The organism is Roseinatronobacter monicus, from assembly GCF_006716865.1.
GTDB lineage: Bacteria > Pseudomonadota > Alphaproteobacteria > Rhodobacterales > Rhodobacteraceae > Roseinatronobacter > Roseinatronobacter monicus.
Map to the genome: position 1 here is coordinate 86,790 of NZ_VFPT01000001.1, position 16,200 is coordinate 102,989.

Below are 16,200 nucleotides of genomic sequence, written 5' to 3' on the forward strand. Positions count from 1 at the left end.
GAAGAAGATTCAGGAACCCATCTGAAGTTTGGTGCTGGTGAAAAGGTGTGCCGAGTGAGAAAACTTGTTTATGCCGTGTTGCTTGCCGCAGCACCTTCATTGCTTCAGGCTACGCCGCTTTCTACTGCTAAAGATTTATTTTATGCCGGGCAGTACTCTGAAAGTATGAGTAGATTTTATAATCTCGCCGAAGGCGGAGATGCGGTGGCGGCGCGATATATAGGTTTAGCTTATCAATTTGGATTGGGTGTTGAGTCTACTCTTGAAGAAGCAATTTTTTGGCTGCATCATGCCTCCACACTCGGTGACACGAAAGCTAGTAGGTATTTGGGTTATATATATTTAGATTCAGGCCTTCGGCCTGACGGTGAGCAAGTCGCGTCAAAATACTTTGAGCGTGCTGCATCTTCGGGGGATGTGTTTGCCTCTCTCGAGTTGGCTAGGATGCGATATAATGAAGATAATATCGATGAAGCTGTTAAATATTATAATTATGCAGCTTCTAGGGGCGTCGCTGATGCCCAGTTTGAATTAGCGATCTTGTTGATTGATGTTTTTGACAAGAATGCCGAGGCTCTAGATCTTCTCCAAGCGGCTGCAGAGGAGGGCCATACTGATTCTCTGCTTTTTTCGGGCGCTATGGCCCTAGCTGGAATGTTCAACGGTGTTGCTAGAAATGATGGTTTCCGCCGCATCGAGCTGGCAGCAGAGCTTGGGAGCATTGATGCACAAGTTCTTCTTGGGAATTTGTATCTTGAGGGAATCATGATTGAAAGAAATGTTGTTGAAGCCATGGATTGGTTTCATCTGGCGCATGCAGCGGGAGATCTGCGTGCCAGTGTACACCTTGCAATCCTTTATGAAAGTCTAGATTCTAGAGAGAGAGTTATTGAATTATTATCTGGGTCTCCTGATGAGGGAGATCCAGATATCTTTTTGCAAGCAGCTGATTTTCTTATAACTTCCGGCCATGCTGGAGAATATAAAGATCTTATCTTAGATTATTTTAACAAGGCGCATTTAAATGGCAGTTCCAGCTCTGGGTTTAGTGCGGCTCAATTCATTATTCAGCATTATGATGATTATGAAGAGGCAATTGATTGGCTGGTGAAATCTTCGCAACGTGATCACTCAGGCGCCAAGTTTTTACTTGGTACCCTCTGTGCTGAGGTTGAGGTAAAGAAATGTGAGTATCTGGATTCGTTTGAGTTAATTTATAAATCGGCAACTATGGGAAACGCGGATGCACAATTAAGTTTAGGTTTGATGTATGCCGAAGGAGACTCGGTGATCTCAGATGAAAAAATTGCAGCTTCTTGGTTTAAAGAGTCAGCTGAACAGGGTAATGTTGTGGCTATGCATAATTTAGGGGTCCTCTACTTGTCTGGGCGGGGCGTGAATGAGGATTTAACCTTAGCGGAAAGGTGGTTCGAAAAGGCTGTGACCAAGGGATATCAAGAGTCGGAGGAAATGTTAGACCTTATTTCGAGCCTTTTGCGGCCTTGATGGGTGGCATGAATAAGCCCAAGCCCCCCAGGTTCGCATACTACGCGACTCGCGGCCTGAAATGTTTTCTGATGGCGTATTTTTGACCGCTGATGAGGGCGCTGCCGCCAGTTCGGATTCGGCGGCGCAACTCATCGAGGCCTGTCCTCAACCAAGACTTTGAACAGTAGCCATGTTTTTTCCGCCGAGGGTATTTTGCTGCGGATTTCAGAAATACCGGACAGGGATTTCACTAAATCGTTCGCCACGGTACACGACGCTGTTGCGTTGCGGGGTGATTTGGATTCGATTTTGAAGATTCTCTACCACAAGGATCTTCGCGATGCTCGAACGCCTTCTCACCCCGCTACTGGAAACTCTACGTCCGCATTTTGATCTGAGCAAGACGCGCCTTGAAGCCCTAGCCCCGGACTTCGACACCTCTGAGCGTGATTTGAGTGGGCGTCGCAGGACGGCTCTTGAAAATTCAAAGGGTTAGCTTGGCGCTACGGGCAGTTTCCCAGAAGCTTTGTAGTCACACACTATGTTCTGAATTCTGTTGATTTGTGGGTGATTCACCTGATATCTTCGCTACACAATGTATACGCGCATCACCAAAACCGGCGACCGCCAATACCTGCAACTGGTCGAGTCCTTCCGCAACGACCGCGGGCAGGTGCGTGTGCGCGTCATTGCCAATCTCGGACGGCTGGACAGGTTGAGCCCCGACAAGCTCGACCCGCTGATCAATGGTCTGAACCGTGCGCTTGGGCGCACGGAGAATACATCGTCAGAGATCATTCAAGAAGCAGGCCGGGCACATGGCAATGTCTTTGCCCTTCATGAACTCTGGTGCGAACTGGGATTTCAGAAGGCGCTCAGCCGCGCACTGCGTTCCAGCCGCCGGGAGTTTGACGCCGAAGCGCTTATACGCGCCATGGTGTTCAACCGGTTGTGTGAACCTGACAGCAAATTGGGCTGCCTGCGCTGGCTGGAAACTGTTGCCCTCCCCGCGATGCCTGATGGCGTGACGCACCAGAAATTGCTGCGCGCCATGGATGCGCTCATGGACAATGCCGAGGCGGTAGAGGATGCCTTGGCGCGTCAGATACGGCCCTTGGTCGATCGCGACCTGGCTGTTGTCTTCTATGACCTGACCACAGTGCGCATCCATGGGGAAGGCGCGGTCGAGGATGACATCCGGGCGTTTGGGATGAACAAGGAGCGCGGCGGCATCGCCCGTCAGTTCGTCTTGGGCATTGTGCAGACGGCCGATGGCCTGCCGCTCATGCATACAGTCCATCCCGGCAATGTCGCCGAGACAAAAACACTGCAAGCCATGCTGGAGACCGTTCTGAAACGCTTCCCCATTGACCGCGTCATCCTGGTGGCAGACCGCGGTTTGCTGAGCCTCGACAACATTCATCATCTGACGGATATGGCCAATCAGAGCGCGCGCAAGCTGGAGTTCATCCTGGCGGTGCCTGCCAGGCGATATAGCGAATTGACCGGCACTTTCCGAGAGCTGAGCTTCGATGAAGAGGGTTTGGCCGAGGCGCAGTTTGCCGATCATCGTCTGATCGTTGCCCATGATCAACTGCGCGCAGCTGAGCAAAGCGATAAGCGCCGTGCGCGCATCGCTGAGCTGGAAGCCATGGCCGAGAAGATGGTCACAAAACTCGATGCCCAGGATGATGGTATAACCGCACAGGGGCGTCGTGCTTCCGACCGCGGGGCCTATAGCCGCTTCACCCGCGCCGTCGCTGAGGCCGAAATGACGCGCTTTGTGAAGCCTGATCTGACCGCAGACCGGTTCTCCTGGAGCACCGATGAAGACGCCATTGCCGATGCGCAGTTATTCGATGGCAAGCTCGCGCTGATCACCAATGCCCCAGACCTGACACCAGCCGAAGCGGTCGAGCGCTATCGTTCTTTAGCAGATATCGAGCGTGGTTTCCGCGTGCTGAAATCTGACATCGAGATCGCACCGGTTCATCACAGACTGCCAGATCGCATCCGTGCCCACGCGCTGATCTGCTTCATGGCTTTGACCATTTACCGCGTCATGCGCATGCGCTTGAAGGCCCAAAGACATAACGCTAGCCCGCGCACCGCTTTGGACCTTCTTGCACGCATCCAGAAGCACACCGCCCATATCGGGGATCGCACATTCAACGGCACCAGCAAAACAACTCAGGAGCAACTGGACCTCTTCGAGGCCATGGGCCTCAGAAAACCTGCCTGACCGGCAATGTAGTCACACAAACACGATTTCCGTGTCAATAATATCAATCACTTACGCGATTAACTGTCGAACCCGGGCTAGCCGTACTGCTCTTTGGCTTGGCAAATTGTCGGACGGTCAACCTGTCGCATCTGGCAAGTCAGTTTCCGGGGTGTGCCAAACATGAATCAAATTACCGGCGCCTGCAGCGTTTCTTTCAGCATGTGCGGCTCGACAGTGACACCGCCGCGCTTCTGATCATGCAGATGCTGAACTTACTGAACCGACCCAACGTGTTGGCGCTGGATAGAACGAATTGGAAGCTGGGATCGCGCGATATCAATATCCTTGTCCTCGCCATCGTCACGCGCCGCTTTCGCGTGCCACTCATGTGGACGCTTTTGGATCATGCAGGCAATTCGGGCACCCCTGAGCGCAGCGCACTCATGGATCGATATCTGCGATTGTTCGGAGTATCCTCTATCCGCATTCTGTTGGCGGATCGCGAGTTTGTCGGAACGCAGTGGATGCATTTTCTCAATAAAAACAATATTCCCTTTGCCATACGGATCAAAGAGGACATGGTGATCCACCTCGCTGATGGCACGCGCCGCCAGTTCCGGACTCTTCTTCGCAAACCAAAGCGCGGCAACTGGGAAGGCTGGCTAAATGGCATGGAAGCGTCACCTGAAGATCGTCTGCGGGTTGCCGGCAAACGCATCGACGGAGAGTTGCTCATAGTCGCAACCAACACGGAAAAGGCCGAAAAGGGCCTCGACCTCTACCGTAAGCGATGGGGCATTGAGTGTATGTTCGGGGACGCAAAAACACGCGGCTTCAATATCGAAGATACCCATATCACCGACCCCCAAAAGCTTGCCAGTTTACTCGTGATTGTCGCACTCGCCGTGACATGGGCGTATCGTTGCGCGACCTGCGTCATGGGCCGGGGCACCATTCGCAAAAAGCAGCATGGAAGGCGTGAAAAGTCCTGGTTCCGAACAGGTCTCGATGTTCTGCGAAAATGGATCATCCATCAACCGGATAAGGCCATCAACGCTTGGGCAAAGACTTGCCCTCGAAGGCCAGTGATCACTTCAAAATGAGCGGAGTCGTGTACCGTGATCGTTCGCCCTGAACAACCCTCAACATCCTGATTATGCTTGCGAAATGAACGTTTCTTATCGCCTTTTATTGCAAGGTTTCGTATAATCTGGGCCAAAACCTTGCAATTTCGGGGTGGGCGATGAAGGCAAAACCGAAGGGTCCAGAGCAAGACGATCTGTTCCCCCAAGATGGTATGGTTGCCGCCCTTCCCCGAGAGGCATCAAAGTGCCAACATGAGTGGTGTATAGGCCACAGAAATAGAGAAGGACGGCGAGATGTACGATACAATGATCGGGGTAGATTTGGCAAAGCGAGTTTTTCATCTGCACGTCGCGTCGATGACAGGGCATGTGAGAGATCGCAAGAAGCTGACGCCATTGCAGTTTCGGCGCTACATGGCGGACGCGCCGAATTGCGTTGTGGTCTTTGAAGCCTGTGGGAGCGCGCATTACTGGGCGCGGCAAATGATGGAGCTGGGTCACGAGGCGCGGATCATCCCGGCGCAGTACGTAAAGCCGTTTGTAAAACGCCATAAAAATGACCGGAATGACGCAGAGGCGATCGTGGTGGCGGCGCAGCGTCCCGAGATGCACTTCACGACGGTGAAGAGTGAACAGCAGCAGGCACGCGCGGTCGTATTTCGGGCGCGCGAACGACTTGTAAATCAGCGCACTGAGCTGGTGAACGCTTTGCGCTCAACGCTCTATGAATACGGGCACACATTCCCTGTGGGATTTGGCCATGTGAAACGGATCGCCGAACTGTTGGAGGCGCCTGAGTGCGACCTTCCTGCTCTTGTCGTAACGGAGTGCCAGGACCTGCTGGCGCAAATTGCTGAGAAAACAGACCGTATCACAGCGAAGGACAAGCTGATCAAGCAACTCGCAAAAGAAAGCGCTGTGGCGCGGCGCCTGCAAACGATGCCGGGTGTGGGGCCGATGACTGCATTGGCGGTTGAGGCTTTCGCACCGGATATGGAGCAATTCTCCTGCGGACGGGACTTTGCGGCCTGGCTGGGATTGGTGCCGTTGCAAAAATCGACCGGTGGCAAGAGCCGTTTGGGTAAGCTGTCCAAGATGGGCCAGGTCGATATCCGACGTTTGCTGATCATCGGGGCGATGTCGCGGATCATCGGGCGGGCGCGTCATACGATTCCAGATGACAGCTGGCTTGGCAGGAAAGTGGCCATGAAGCCGAAGATGCTGGTTGGCATTTCGCTGGCGAACAAGATGGCGCGCCAGATCTGGGCGATGCTGACGAAGAATGAGGATTACAGAGATCCGGCGCTGGTGGGCGCGGCATGACAGCCATGTCGTAACCTGCAAGCGTCGGTGCCAAGGGGAGTGTGAGAGTGCTATGACCTGAATGGGCGCAACGATCGAATAGATCTGGATTGGGAAAACCATAGTTGAACTTTGCGCCAAAAGCGCTTCCCCAAGATTTGGACCCTATCCGCTGATCACCATACCGGCCGCGGCTTCCGGAAACGCCGCTCAGAACAGGCCTGAAAGAAGCACGCAATCGATCACACGCACTGAAACGGTCAAAAGACTCTTGCATCACGGGCGGCAACCAAAGAAGTTTAACACTTTTGGCCGGGATTCTGGCCGATTTAGAGGGCTAAGGTGTTGAATTCCTTTGGGTTGGAGGGCAAATTCTCTTAAGCGTTGTTGTGTCACGCGATGGTAATATTGATTATTGATAGATAGCTAAAATAACGGTATCGTCGTGTCATGTGTGTGCGCGTATCAAAATCAGGCAACCGCAGCTACCTGCAAATCGTCGAGGGCTACCGCGACGAGGCAGGGCGTGTGAAGCAAAAGGTCATTGCCAATCTGGGCCGGCTGGACAAGATGGGCGAGAAAAATCTGTCGGCGCTGATCCACGGCCTTCAGCGCGCGGCAGGCCGACCAGAAATGCTGCCCGAGCCTCCGAAATTCGACAGCTCCAAGACATTTGGGGATGTCTGGGTGCTCCATCAGCTCTGGCATGAGCTGGGATTGTCAGATGCATTGCGCCGCGCCCTGCGCTCCTCACGCCGTCAGTTCGACGCAGAAGCTCTGGTGCGGGCGATGGTTTTCAACCGGTTGATCGACCCCACCAGCAAGATCGGCGTTGTCGAATGGCTCCGCGCAGAGACAAGCATGCCCGGCATTGATCCTGAAGCTGTTCATCACATGCAGCTCATGCGCGCCATGGATGCGCTCGAAGAGAACAAGGACGCGGTGGAGCAGGCGGTCGCGAACCAGCTGCATCCCTTGCTGGATAAGGACCTGAGCGTCGTCTTCTATGATGTGACTTCTGTTCGCATCCATGGGACTGCGCAGCTGGAGGATGACCTGCGCGCCTATGGGCAAAGCAAGGATATCCATGGGATCGGCCGTCAGTTTGCCTTGGGCGTTATCCAGACGGCCGAAGGCCTGCCGATTGCGCATGAGGTCTTCGAGGGCAATGTGGCCGAGACCAGAACGCTGGTCCCGATCCTGCAACGGCTGCAAAAGCGCTTTGCGTTGAGGCGGATTGTTATCGTGGCAGATCGGGGGCTGCTGAGCCTCGACAATGTTGCCGCCCTGGAAGAACTGGGCCGCGCACAAGGCGTGTGCGTGGATTACATTCTGGCGGTCCCAGCCCGCAGATATTCGGCCTTTGCAGAAATCCTGCGCGAGGTGCAGCCTGCATTGGACAGCGCTGATGGCCCGGTTGATCAGGATGTCATCACCGAAACCCTCTGGGAAGAGCGTCGCCTGGTGATCGCGCATAATGCCGCCCGCGCAGCAGAACAGACAGCAGCGCGGCAGAGCATCATCGCTGAGCTTGATGCTCTTGGTGACGCCTTGGCCAGAAAGCTCGACGCGCAAGATGCCGGTGAGAATGGCCGGGGACGGCGTAGTTCCGACCGCGGCGCCTATCAGCGCTTCCACAAGGCGCTGTTGGAAAAACAGATGACCCGGTTCATTAAGACCGATCTTGGCAGCCCCAGTTTCACCTATTCCGTGGACGAAGAGGCTCTTGAACAGGCGGAACGGTTGGATGGAAAGCTCCTTCTGGTTACCAGCCTGTCGGATATGACACCCGAAGAGGTCGTCCATCGCTATCGTTCACTCGCTGATATTGAGCGGGGGTTTCGTGTGCTTAAATCCGAAATCGAGATCGCACCGGTCTATCACCGCCTACCTGATCGCATCCGCGCCCACGCCCTTGTATGCTTCCTCGCCCTTGTTCTCTACCGCATTCTCCGAATGCGCCTGAGGGCCGCGCAAAGCCCTGTGTCGCCATCACGGCTGCTGAAATCACTGGGCAGGATTCAGAAGCATACTGTCCATGTGGGTGCGAATGCATATCACGGAATAACCCGCCCTGAGCCTGAACAGTTGGACCTGTTCCGGACGCTGAACATAGAGCTGCCAAAGCAGCCAGCCTGATCTGTTGTGTCATTTCTTGAAGCCCCGTTTCAAGAAAATCAAACACTTAACGCTCATAAGTGTTAAACTTCTTTGGTTGCCGCCCGTGATGCAAGAGTCTTTTGACCGTTTCAGTGCGTGTGATCGATTGCGTGCTTCTTTCAGGCCTGTTCTGAGCGGCGTTTCCGGAAGCCGCGGCCGGTATGGTGATCAGCGGATAGGGTCCAAATCTTGGGGAAGCGCTTTTGGCGCAAAGTTCAACTATGGTTTTCCCAATCCAGATCTATTCGATCGTTGCGCCCATTCAGGTCATAGCACTCTCACACTCCCCTTGGCACCGACGCTTGCAGGTTACGACATGGCTGTCATGCCGCGCCCACCAGCGCCGGATCTCTGTAATCCTCATTCTTCGTCAGCATCGCCCAGATCTGGCGCGCCATCTTGTTCGCCAGCGAAATGCCAACCAGCATCTTCGGCTTCATGGCCACTTTCCTGCCAAGCCAGCTGTCATCTGGAATCGTATGACGCGCCCGCCCGATGATCCGCGACATCGCCCCGATGATCAGCAAACGTCGGATATCGACCTGGCCCATCTTGGACAGCTTACCCAAACGGCTCTTGCCACCGGTCGATTTTTGCAACGGCACCAATCCCAGCCAGGCCGCAAAGTCCCGTCCGCAGGAGAATTGCTCCATATCCGGTGCGAAAGCCTCAACCGCCAATGCAGTCATCGGCCCCACACCCGGCATCGTTTGCAGGCGCCGCGCCACAGCGCTTTCTTTTGCGAGTTGCTTGATCAGCTTGTCCTTCGCTGTGATACGGTCTGTTTTCTCAGCAATTTGCGCCAGCAGGTCCTGGCACTCCGTTACGACAAGAGCAGGAAGGTCGCACTCAGGCGCCTCCAACAGTTCGGCGATCCGTTTCACATGGCCAAATCCCACAGGGAATGTGTGCCCGTATTCATAGAGCGTTGAGCGCAAAGCGTTCACCAGCTCAGTGCGCTGATTTACAAGTCGTTCGCGCGCCCGAAATACGACCGCGCGTGCCTGCTGCTGTTCACTCTTCACCGTCGTGAAGTGCATCTCGGGACGCTGCGCCGCCACCACGATCGCCTCTGCGTCATTCCGGTCATTTTTATGGCGTTTTACAAACGGCTTTACGTACTGCGCCGGGATGATCCGCGCCTCGTGACCCAGCTCCATCATTTGCCGCGCCCAGTAATGCGCGCTCCCACAGGCTTCAAAGACCACAACGCAATTCGGCGCGTCCGCCATGTAGCGCCGAAACTGCAATGGCGTCAGCTTCTTGCGATCTCTCACATGCCCTGTCATCGACGCGACGTGCAGATGAAAAACTCGCTTTGCCAAATCTACCCCGATCATTGTATCGTACATCTCGCCGTCCTTCTCTATTTCTGTGGCCTATACACCACTCATGTTGGCACTTTGATGCCTCTCGGGGAAGGGCGGCAACCATACCATCTTGGGTGTTCCGCGCGCGGCTGGTCGAGATCATCGATATGCGCCATGAACTGGTGAAGCTGGCGGATTTGATTGACCGGGGTTTCTTTGAGCGCGAATGGGCTGGGTTCTTTCCCTCGCAAGAGGGACGACCTGCAACCCCATCGCGTCTGGTGGCAGGGCTTCTCTATCTCCAGCATGCCTACAAGCTGTCGGATGAGGCCGTGGTCGCGCGCTGGGTGGAGAACCCCTATTATCAGCATTTCTGCGGTGAGACCTTCTTCCAGCACCGCCCACCTATCGATCCATCATCGCTCACACGCTGGCGCAATCGAATTGGTGAGGAAGGTGCCGAATGGCTGCTGACCAAGACCATTGAGGCCGGGCGCGCGTCTGGCGCTGTGAATGACAAAAGCCTTAAGCGCGTGTCGGTCGACACCACGGTGATGGAGAAGAATATCGCCTATCCGACCGATGCGCGGCTCTATGAACGCGCGCGCCAGAAGCTGGTGGCGCTGGCCCATGAGGCCGATGTCGATCTACGCCAGAGCTACGCACGTCTTGCCCCGCGTCTGGCGCGACAGGTCGGCCGCTATGCTCACGCGAAACAATTCAAGCGGATGCGCAAGGCATTGAAAAAGCTGAAAGGCTACACGGGGCGGGTCATGCGCGACTTGCGCCGTCATCTGAGCGGCATTCCAGATGGAGCGCTGCGTGAGCAAATCTGCGATGCTCTCGTGCTGACCGGACGGCTTCTGGCCCAGAAGCCGAAAGACAAGAACAAGATCTACAGCCTGCATGAACCCGAGGTCGATTGCATCTCGAAAGGCAAGGCGCGTGTGCGCTACGAGTTCGGCACCAAGGTCTCCGTCGCCGCTACCATCGCGGAAGGCTTCATCGTCGGCGCACGCTCCATGCCCGGCAACCCATATGACGGGCACACTCTGCAAGAGGCGCTGGATCAGGTCGAAGTGCTGACTGACATCCGCCCATCATTGGCCGTCGTGGACCGGGGCTATCGCGGCCATGGTGTGACGCGAACCCGCGTGTTGATCAGTGGCATGCGCAAAGGCATCACGCCCATGCTGGCAAAACTGTTGCGAAGGCGCAGCGCTATCGAAGCCGAGATCGGACACATGAAAACTGACGGTCGACTGACACGCTGCCCTCTCAAGGGCACTGGAGGAGATGCGATCTTCGCTGTTCTCTGTGCCTGCGGCCACAATATCCGCAAGATGCTGGCCCATCTCAGGGCTATTTTGGGACTCATCATAGCAGCGCTCTTAGCCGCTATATGGCACCGTCCGACAAATCAGATCGAGCCACAAGCCGCTTGAGCAGGCAAAATACGTTGTTCAGGATGAACTAAATCCCGGACAGCTGTTTTAGTAATTCTCGGACAGCTGGGTGATCCGAAGATGGTATGGTTGCCGCCCTTCCCCGAGAGGCATCAAAGTGCCAACATGAGTGGTGTATCCCAAGTTAATCAACAAAACCGATAAGTGTCTGATTTCATTTAGGCCGAATGGCCAAAAATGTTACAACAAGAGCGCTGTCAGGTGGGTTTTGGCAGGTTGAGTGTTTCGAAGAGGTCCAGTTGCTCCGGTGTGGTGTTGCTTATTCCTTGGAAGCTGCGGCTTCCGGCATATGCCGTGTGTTTCTGAATGCGCGACAGGATGTCGAGGGCGAGCTGAGGACTTGCGTGATGGCCTTTGGCCTTCAGGCGCATGCGCATGACTCGGTGCAGGGTGAGGGCCAGAAAGCAGATCAGCGCATGGGCGCGGATACGGTCGGGCAATCTGTGATGAACTGGCGCGATCTCGATGTCAGATTTCAGGACGCGAAAGCCCCGCTCGATATACCATAGAGCCTGCCTCTTATAACTTGACAGAGCATGATGATCCCCCCAGAATCGGATTTGAAGCGCTTCGCGCGCTCGCACGCTGGATGGGATCACGCGATGAGCGAAGTACCGTCAGTTCCAGAATTTCAGATGCTGCCGTTGGATCGACGGCAGGAGGCCATCGCACTGTTGGGGCGGATGGCGCTGCGCCAGATCCGCAGCGCGATCGAGACCAAGGAGAGCGATGATGACGTCAGAATCGATCATGGTCCCGCGCGCCCAGAGTTTACCCGAGAAAGTCTGCGGACAGCATCGCGATCGCCAAGCGATCGTTTATATTCGCCAATCAACGCTGCAGCAGGTTGAGCGCAATCAGGAATCGACACGGCTGCAATACGCTCTGGTTGACCGGGCTTTCGCACTTGGCTGGCCGCGGGAAGCGATCGTCGTGGTCGACGATGATCTGGGACGCTCGGGCGCCTCGATCGAGGGACGGCTTGGCTTTCAGCGGCTGGTAGCAGAAGTCGGACTGGGTCGTGTCGGATTGGTCCTTGGGGTCGAGATGTCACGGCTTGCGCGCTCGTGCCGGGACTGGCACCAGTTGTTGGAGATTTGCTCCCTATTCGATACATTGATTGCGGATGCCGATGGCGTTTACGACCCATCGAATTTCAACGATAGGCTCCTGTTAGGCTTAAAGGGGACAATGAGCGAGGCCGAACTGCATATTATCAAGGCAAGAATGCTGGAGGGGCGACGTGCGAAGGCCCGGCGCGGCGAACTCGCAAAGAGTTTGCCAGCGGGTTATGTAGCGCGCCCGTCGGGGGAGGTCATCTTCGAACCTGATGAACAGGCCCAGGGCGTCATCCGTCTTATCTTTGATTTGTTTGAGCGGCTGCGGTCGGTTGGAGGTGTGCTGCGGTATCTGAACGAGCACAATATACAGATGCCGATACGCAGGAAAGATGGCCCGACCAAGGGTGATCTTGAGTGGCGCCGCCCAAGCCGAGCCACGCTGCATAACCTGTTCAACAATCCTATTTATGCCGGTGTGTATGCCTGGGGTGCGCGGCCCGTCGACAGGCGGCGCCAGAAGCCGGGGCGTCCTGGAACCGGGCGCTGCGTGAAGGCGCCGGACAATGTCGAGGTGTTTCTGCCAGACCGGTTGCCGGCCTATATCAGCTTGGAGCAATTCGAGAGCATCCAAGCGCAGATTAGGGCCAACCTGCCGAGCGCGCAGGGGCCGGTCCGGGCTGGAAGCGCTTTGCTATCGGGCATGGTGATTTGTGGCGCGTGCGGCTTGAGGATGCAGCCAACCTATAACAACAATGGTCAAGTCGCGCGCTACATCTGCAATGGCATGCACATGGCCTACGCAGAACCAATCTGTCAGTCGCTTAAAGCGGCCCCGGTTGATGAGGCTGTGTCGCGCGCTATCCTGCGATCGCTGGAACCAGCCGCGCTCGAGATCAGTCTTGCGGTCGCCAGCGACCTTGAAGCGGAACGCAAATCTCTCGATCGTCAATGGCAGCAGCGTCTTGAGCGCGCCCAATTCGAGGTTGATCGCGCCCGGCGGAGTTATGCCAGCGTCGAGCCAGAGAACCGACTGGTTGCGCGTAGTCTCGAGAAGAGTTGGGAAGAGGCGCTGGCGAGCCAAGCGCGCCTCATGGTTGATTATGACCGCTTCCAGCGCGAACGTCTGCAAGCACCGAGCCGCACTGAACTGGAGGCGATCCGTACCCTTACCCAAGATCTCCCCGCGCTTTGGCAGGCGGCAACAACCACACAAAGAGAACGACAGGAAATTGTACGGCTGCTGCTCGAAAGGGTTATCATCAAGATGGTTGATGACACCGAGCATGTGGAGGTCACGTGTCATTGGCATGGCGGCAATCAAACGATGCACAAGGTGATCCGTCCTGTCGCGCGGATCACCGCGCTCAGCAGCTATCCGGCACTGATTGCGCGCATGAAGGAACTCTACGAAGCTGGCCACAGTAGCCGCTGCATTGCCAATATTCTCAACGAAGAAGGCTTTGTCCCCCCCAAGCGTCGTAACACCTATACCCCCGAAATGGTCCGCCACCGCCTGGTTGCGGCGGGCATCGCCAAACCACAGCGCAAAAAACCCAGCGCCTCAGCGATGATTGTGCGCGAACCCGACGAGTGGACAATCCGAGAATTAGCCGAAGCCATCGGCATGCCTCAAGCGACCCTGTATTATTGAGACCTTCTTTCAGCACCGCCCACCTATCGATCCATCATCGCTCACACGCTGGCGCAATCGAATTGGTGAGGAAGGTGCCGAATGGCTGCTGACCAAGACAATTGAGGCCGGGCGCGCGTCTGGCGCTGTGAATGACAAAAGCCTTGAGCGCGTGTCGGTCGACACCACGGTGATGGAGAAGAATATCGCCTATCCGACCGATGCGCGGCTCTATGAACGCGCGCGCCAGAAGCTGGTGGCGCTGGCCCATGAGGCCGATGTTGTAAATGCTGGATTAAAATTCCCCAGAAGTGCTGGAGCAAAATTCCCCACCTCACGGGTTTGGTGATCAGCCGTTGAGTTGATCAGCGCCTCCGTTCTTGGGTGGCCTGCCTCTGCGTTTTGGCGGCGGTGGGGGCGTGATGCTGGCATGCGCACGTGTATGCTCAGGTATCAGATCCGTGTGATGCCGAAGGCGGTAACTGGCCCCCTCAATCTGAACCACAACGGCATGATGCAATAGACGATCTAGTAGAGCTGTTGCGACTACCGGATCGCCGAAGATTTCACCCCATTCTGCGAAGCCGCGGTTTGAGGTCAGGATCATGGCGCCTTTTTCATATCGAGCATTCACCAGCTGAAAGAACAGGTTCGCGCCACCGGGAGTGATGGGGAGATAGCCGATTTCATCAACGATCAGCAGGGAGGCACGTGCATAGAACCTGAGCTTGTCCACAAGGCGCCCTTCGCGCTCTGCCTTGGTCAGGGCCTCAATCATGTCGACCAGCGTGCAGCGATAGACGCTCCGCCCGGCTTTCACCGCCGCAACTCCGATGGCTGTCGCGAGATGACTCTTGCCCGTCCCTGGCGGGCCAAGGAAATGCACGACTTCAGCGCGCCGGATGAACTCCAGCTCTACCAGCGCCATGATCCTATGACGATCCAGCGAGGGCTGAAACGAGAAGTCGAAGCTTTCCAGTGTTTTGATCGGCATCAGGCGTGCCGTGCGCAGCGCGACACCAATTCTGCGGTTCTCTCTGAGGCTGAGTTCTTCGGCCAGCAGTTCATCAATTGCCTCAATGGCGCTGATCTCGCCCTTCTCCAGACGACCAAGAATCTGATCCAGGGCTTCAAGCGCGCGGGCCATGTGTAAGCCAACAAGGCTTTGCCGGATCCGTTCTGTCACTGAGATCATGACCGCACCTCCACGCCACTGGCGAGACGACGACCAACGGCTTCATAGAAGGCCAGGGGGCGTCGGGCGACCGCCGCATCAACCGGGGACGCCGGCAGTTGAAGGGCGCGTCGTGCAGGCGGGACGGGTTTGCGATGGCCGGGATCTACCCTACGCTGCCGCTTCCCCTCCAGCACGGGATGGCTGGCGATCAACTGACCATCTTCGAAGATGCGCACCTCGGCGGGATGGTTCTGGACTTCGACAATTCGGCGGCGTGCAGTGTCGGGCACGCTGTAGTAATTGCCCCCCACAGAAACCATGCCTTCATGGCTGATACGGCGCTCGACAGTGAGAACAGCCTCATATGGGCGCGCAGGCAAGGCCAGCAAATGCGGTTGCTCCTCGGCGAAGTGTTCATCGACAATCCGCTGCGTTGTCGCATGGATGCGTGGATTGGCAATTGTTGTGCGCCACTCTTCGAACTGGGCGTTCAAATCATCAAGATCGCGGAAGCTTCGACCCAGAAAGAAATCCTGCCGCACATAGCGGAAGGGGCGTTCAACCTTACCCTTGGTTTTGGCCCGATAAGGCTGGCATGCGCGCGGCGCAGACCCGTAATGGGCCAGCAGCGCGACCAGTGACTCATTATAGGTCACGACACCTGCGGCATCTTCACCGATGACCGCCGTCTTCATCCGGTCATAGAGGATCTCTGTGCAGACCCCACCCATCATGTCGAATGCAGTGATGTGGCAGCGCATCACCGTTTCCAGCGTCTGGTTGGGACAGAACCGCCCCCAGAGCCAGCGACTGTGCCCCAGCACCATGCTGAACAGCCAGACCTTGCGCATCACGCCGGGCTCGGAGGTGAACGCCACCTGGAACTCGGCAAAATCCACCTGCGCTTGCTTGCCTGCAGGTGTCTCGAACCGCCGCTCAAACTGCCGTGGAGTTGCTGGGCGGATCAACCGCAGATATTCTGTCAGTGTCGAATAGGCGCCCTCATATCCCATCGCCTTGATCTCGCGATGCAACCTGCGCGCTGACAGGCCTGGGAAGGCTTCAAGCCGATCTGACAAATATGATCGAAATCGTTCAGCCAGCCGATCACCCGGCTCTCGGGGTCCATAGATCGGTGCTTCAAGGCCCCGCTCGAGATATTTCCTGACCGTCTTACGGTCCAGACCAGTTTGCCGTGCAATTGCACTGACACCCAAGCCTTGTCGCTTCAATTCCAAGATCATCACGATCTCCCTCAGTCTAACCACCTGCAAGCCTTTCCCTTGGCCATTCACAG

The 16,200-nt window shown here is 56.0% G+C and carries 11 protein-coding genes and 2 pseudogenes; 9 read left to right on the forward strand and 4 right to left on the reverse strand.

Annotated elements, in window-relative coordinates; translation table 11 throughout:
- The first annotated feature begins 54 nt into the window (after positions 1–54).
- The 5 genes from BD293_RS00320 to BD293_RS00340 all read left to right on the forward strand — a co-directional run bounded on the left by BD293_RS00320 (position 55) and on the right by BD293_RS00340 (position 8,238).
- Positions 55–1,506 (forward strand): tetratricopeptide repeat protein, encoded by a 1,452-nt coding sequence (locus tag BD293_RS00320; RefSeq protein WP_142079306.1) that lies wholly within the window; start codon positions 55–57, stop codon positions 1,504–1,506.
- Positions 1,507–2,083: 577 nt separating this feature from the next.
- Positions 2,084–3,730: an IS1634 family transposase gene (locus tag BD293_RS00325; protein ID WP_142079307.1), complete on the forward strand. Its 1,647-nt coding sequence runs from the start codon at positions 2,084–2,086 to the stop codon at positions 3,728–3,730.
- Positions 3,731–3,828: 98 nt separating this feature from the next.
- Complete coding sequence (locus BD293_RS00330) at positions 3,829–4,815, forward strand: IS4 family transposase (protein WP_170207017.1); 987 nt, start codon at positions 3,829–3,831, stop codon at positions 4,813–4,815.
- A gap of 276 nt (positions 4,816–5,091) precedes the next feature.
- A complete protein-coding gene (locus BD293_RS00335; protein WP_142079309.1) occupies positions 5,092–6,120 on the forward strand; it encodes an IS110 family RNA-guided transposase in 1,029 nt (342 codons plus the stop codon).
- A 429-nt stretch (positions 6,121–6,549) separates the two neighbouring features.
- Entirely contained in the window at positions 6,550–8,238 is a 1,689-nt protein-coding gene (locus tag BD293_RS00340; protein WP_142079310.1) for an IS1634 family transposase, read from the forward strand.
- A 344-nt stretch (positions 8,239–8,582) separates the two neighbouring features.
- Here BD293_RS00340 and BD293_RS00345 read toward each other — a convergent pair whose 3' ends face one another.
- The gene (locus BD293_RS00345; protein ID WP_142079309.1) at positions 8,583–9,611 is read right to left on the reverse strand and encodes an IS110 family RNA-guided transposase; all 1,029 of its coding nucleotides are present in this window, start codon (positions 9,609–9,611) and stop codon (positions 8,583–8,585) included.
- Between the two features lie 80 nt (positions 9,612–9,691).
- Between BD293_RS00345 and BD293_RS00350 the strand changes: the two genes are divergently transcribed.
- Entirely contained in the window at positions 9,692–11,014 is a 1,323-nt protein-coding gene (locus BD293_RS00350) for an IS5 family transposase (protein WP_142084173.1), read from the forward strand.
- A gap of 218 nt (positions 11,015–11,232) precedes the next feature.
- Here BD293_RS00350 and BD293_RS00355 read toward each other — a convergent pair.
- Positions 11,233–11,550, reverse strand: a pseudogene (locus BD293_RS00355) (IS1634 family transposase); the annotation flags it as partial.
- 87 nt (positions 11,551–11,637) lie between these two features.
- Between BD293_RS00355 and BD293_RS22575 the strand changes: the two are divergent.
- The 3 genes and pseudogenes from BD293_RS22575 to BD293_RS00365 form a co-directional block, all read left to right on the forward strand.
- On the forward strand, positions 11,638–11,886 hold the full coding sequence (locus tag BD293_RS22575) for a hypothetical protein (protein WP_170207012.1): 249 nt from the start codon (positions 11,638–11,640) through the stop codon (positions 11,884–11,886).
- Positions 11,786–13,747, forward strand: coding sequence for a recombinase family protein (locus BD293_RS23510; RefSeq protein ID WP_425467939.1), 1,962 nt, complete (start codon positions 11,786–11,788; stop codon positions 13,745–13,747). The genes BD293_RS22575 and BD293_RS23510 overlap by 101 nt, the downstream gene beginning before the upstream one ends.
- A pseudogene (locus BD293_RS00365) lies at positions 13,746–14,009 on the forward strand (IS5/IS1182 family transposase); the annotation flags it as partial. The gene BD293_RS23510 and the pseudogene BD293_RS00365, both read left to right, overlap by 2 nt.
- 66 nt (positions 14,010–14,075) lie before the next feature.
- Here BD293_RS00365 and istB read toward each other — a convergent pair.
- Positions 14,076–14,873, reverse strand: a complete 798-nt coding sequence (gene istB / locus BD293_RS00370; protein WP_281286599.1) for an IS21-like element helper ATPase IstB — start codon at positions 14,871–14,873, stop codon at positions 14,076–14,078.
- A gap of 44 nt (positions 14,874–14,917) precedes the next feature.
- Entirely contained in the window at positions 14,918–16,171 is a 1,254-nt protein-coding gene (gene istA, locus BD293_RS00375; protein WP_142079312.1) for an IS21 family transposase, read from the reverse strand.
- Positions 16,172–16,200: the final 29 nt, after the last annotated feature.

Coding starts and splice junctions, on each gene's coding strand:
- BD293_RS00345 (WP_142079309.1), bottom strand. CDS start 9,611: ATGTACGATACAATGATCGGGGTAGATTTGGCAAAGCGAGTTTTTCAT.
- BD293_RS00335 (WP_142079309.1), top strand. CDS start 5,092: ATGTACGATACAATGATCGGGGTAGATTTGGCAAAGCGAGTTTTTCAT.
- BD293_RS00340 (WP_142079310.1), top strand. CDS start 6,550: ATGTGTGTGCGCGTATCAAAATCAGGCAACCGCAGCTACCTGCAAATC.
- istB (WP_281286599.1), bottom strand. CDS start 14,873: ATGGCCCGCGCGCTTGAAGCCCTGGATCAGATTCTTGGTCGTCTGGAG.
- BD293_RS23510 (WP_425467939.1), top strand. CDS start 11,786: ATGGTCCCGCGCGCCCAGAGTTTACCCGAGAAAGTCTGCGGACAGCAT.
- BD293_RS00325 (WP_142079307.1), top strand. CDS start 2,084: ATGTATACGCGCATCACCAAAACCGGCGACCGCCAATACCTGCAACTG.
- BD293_RS22575 (WP_170207012.1), top strand. CDS start 11,638: ATGAGCGAAGTACCGTCAGTTCCAGAATTTCAGATGCTGCCGTTGGAT.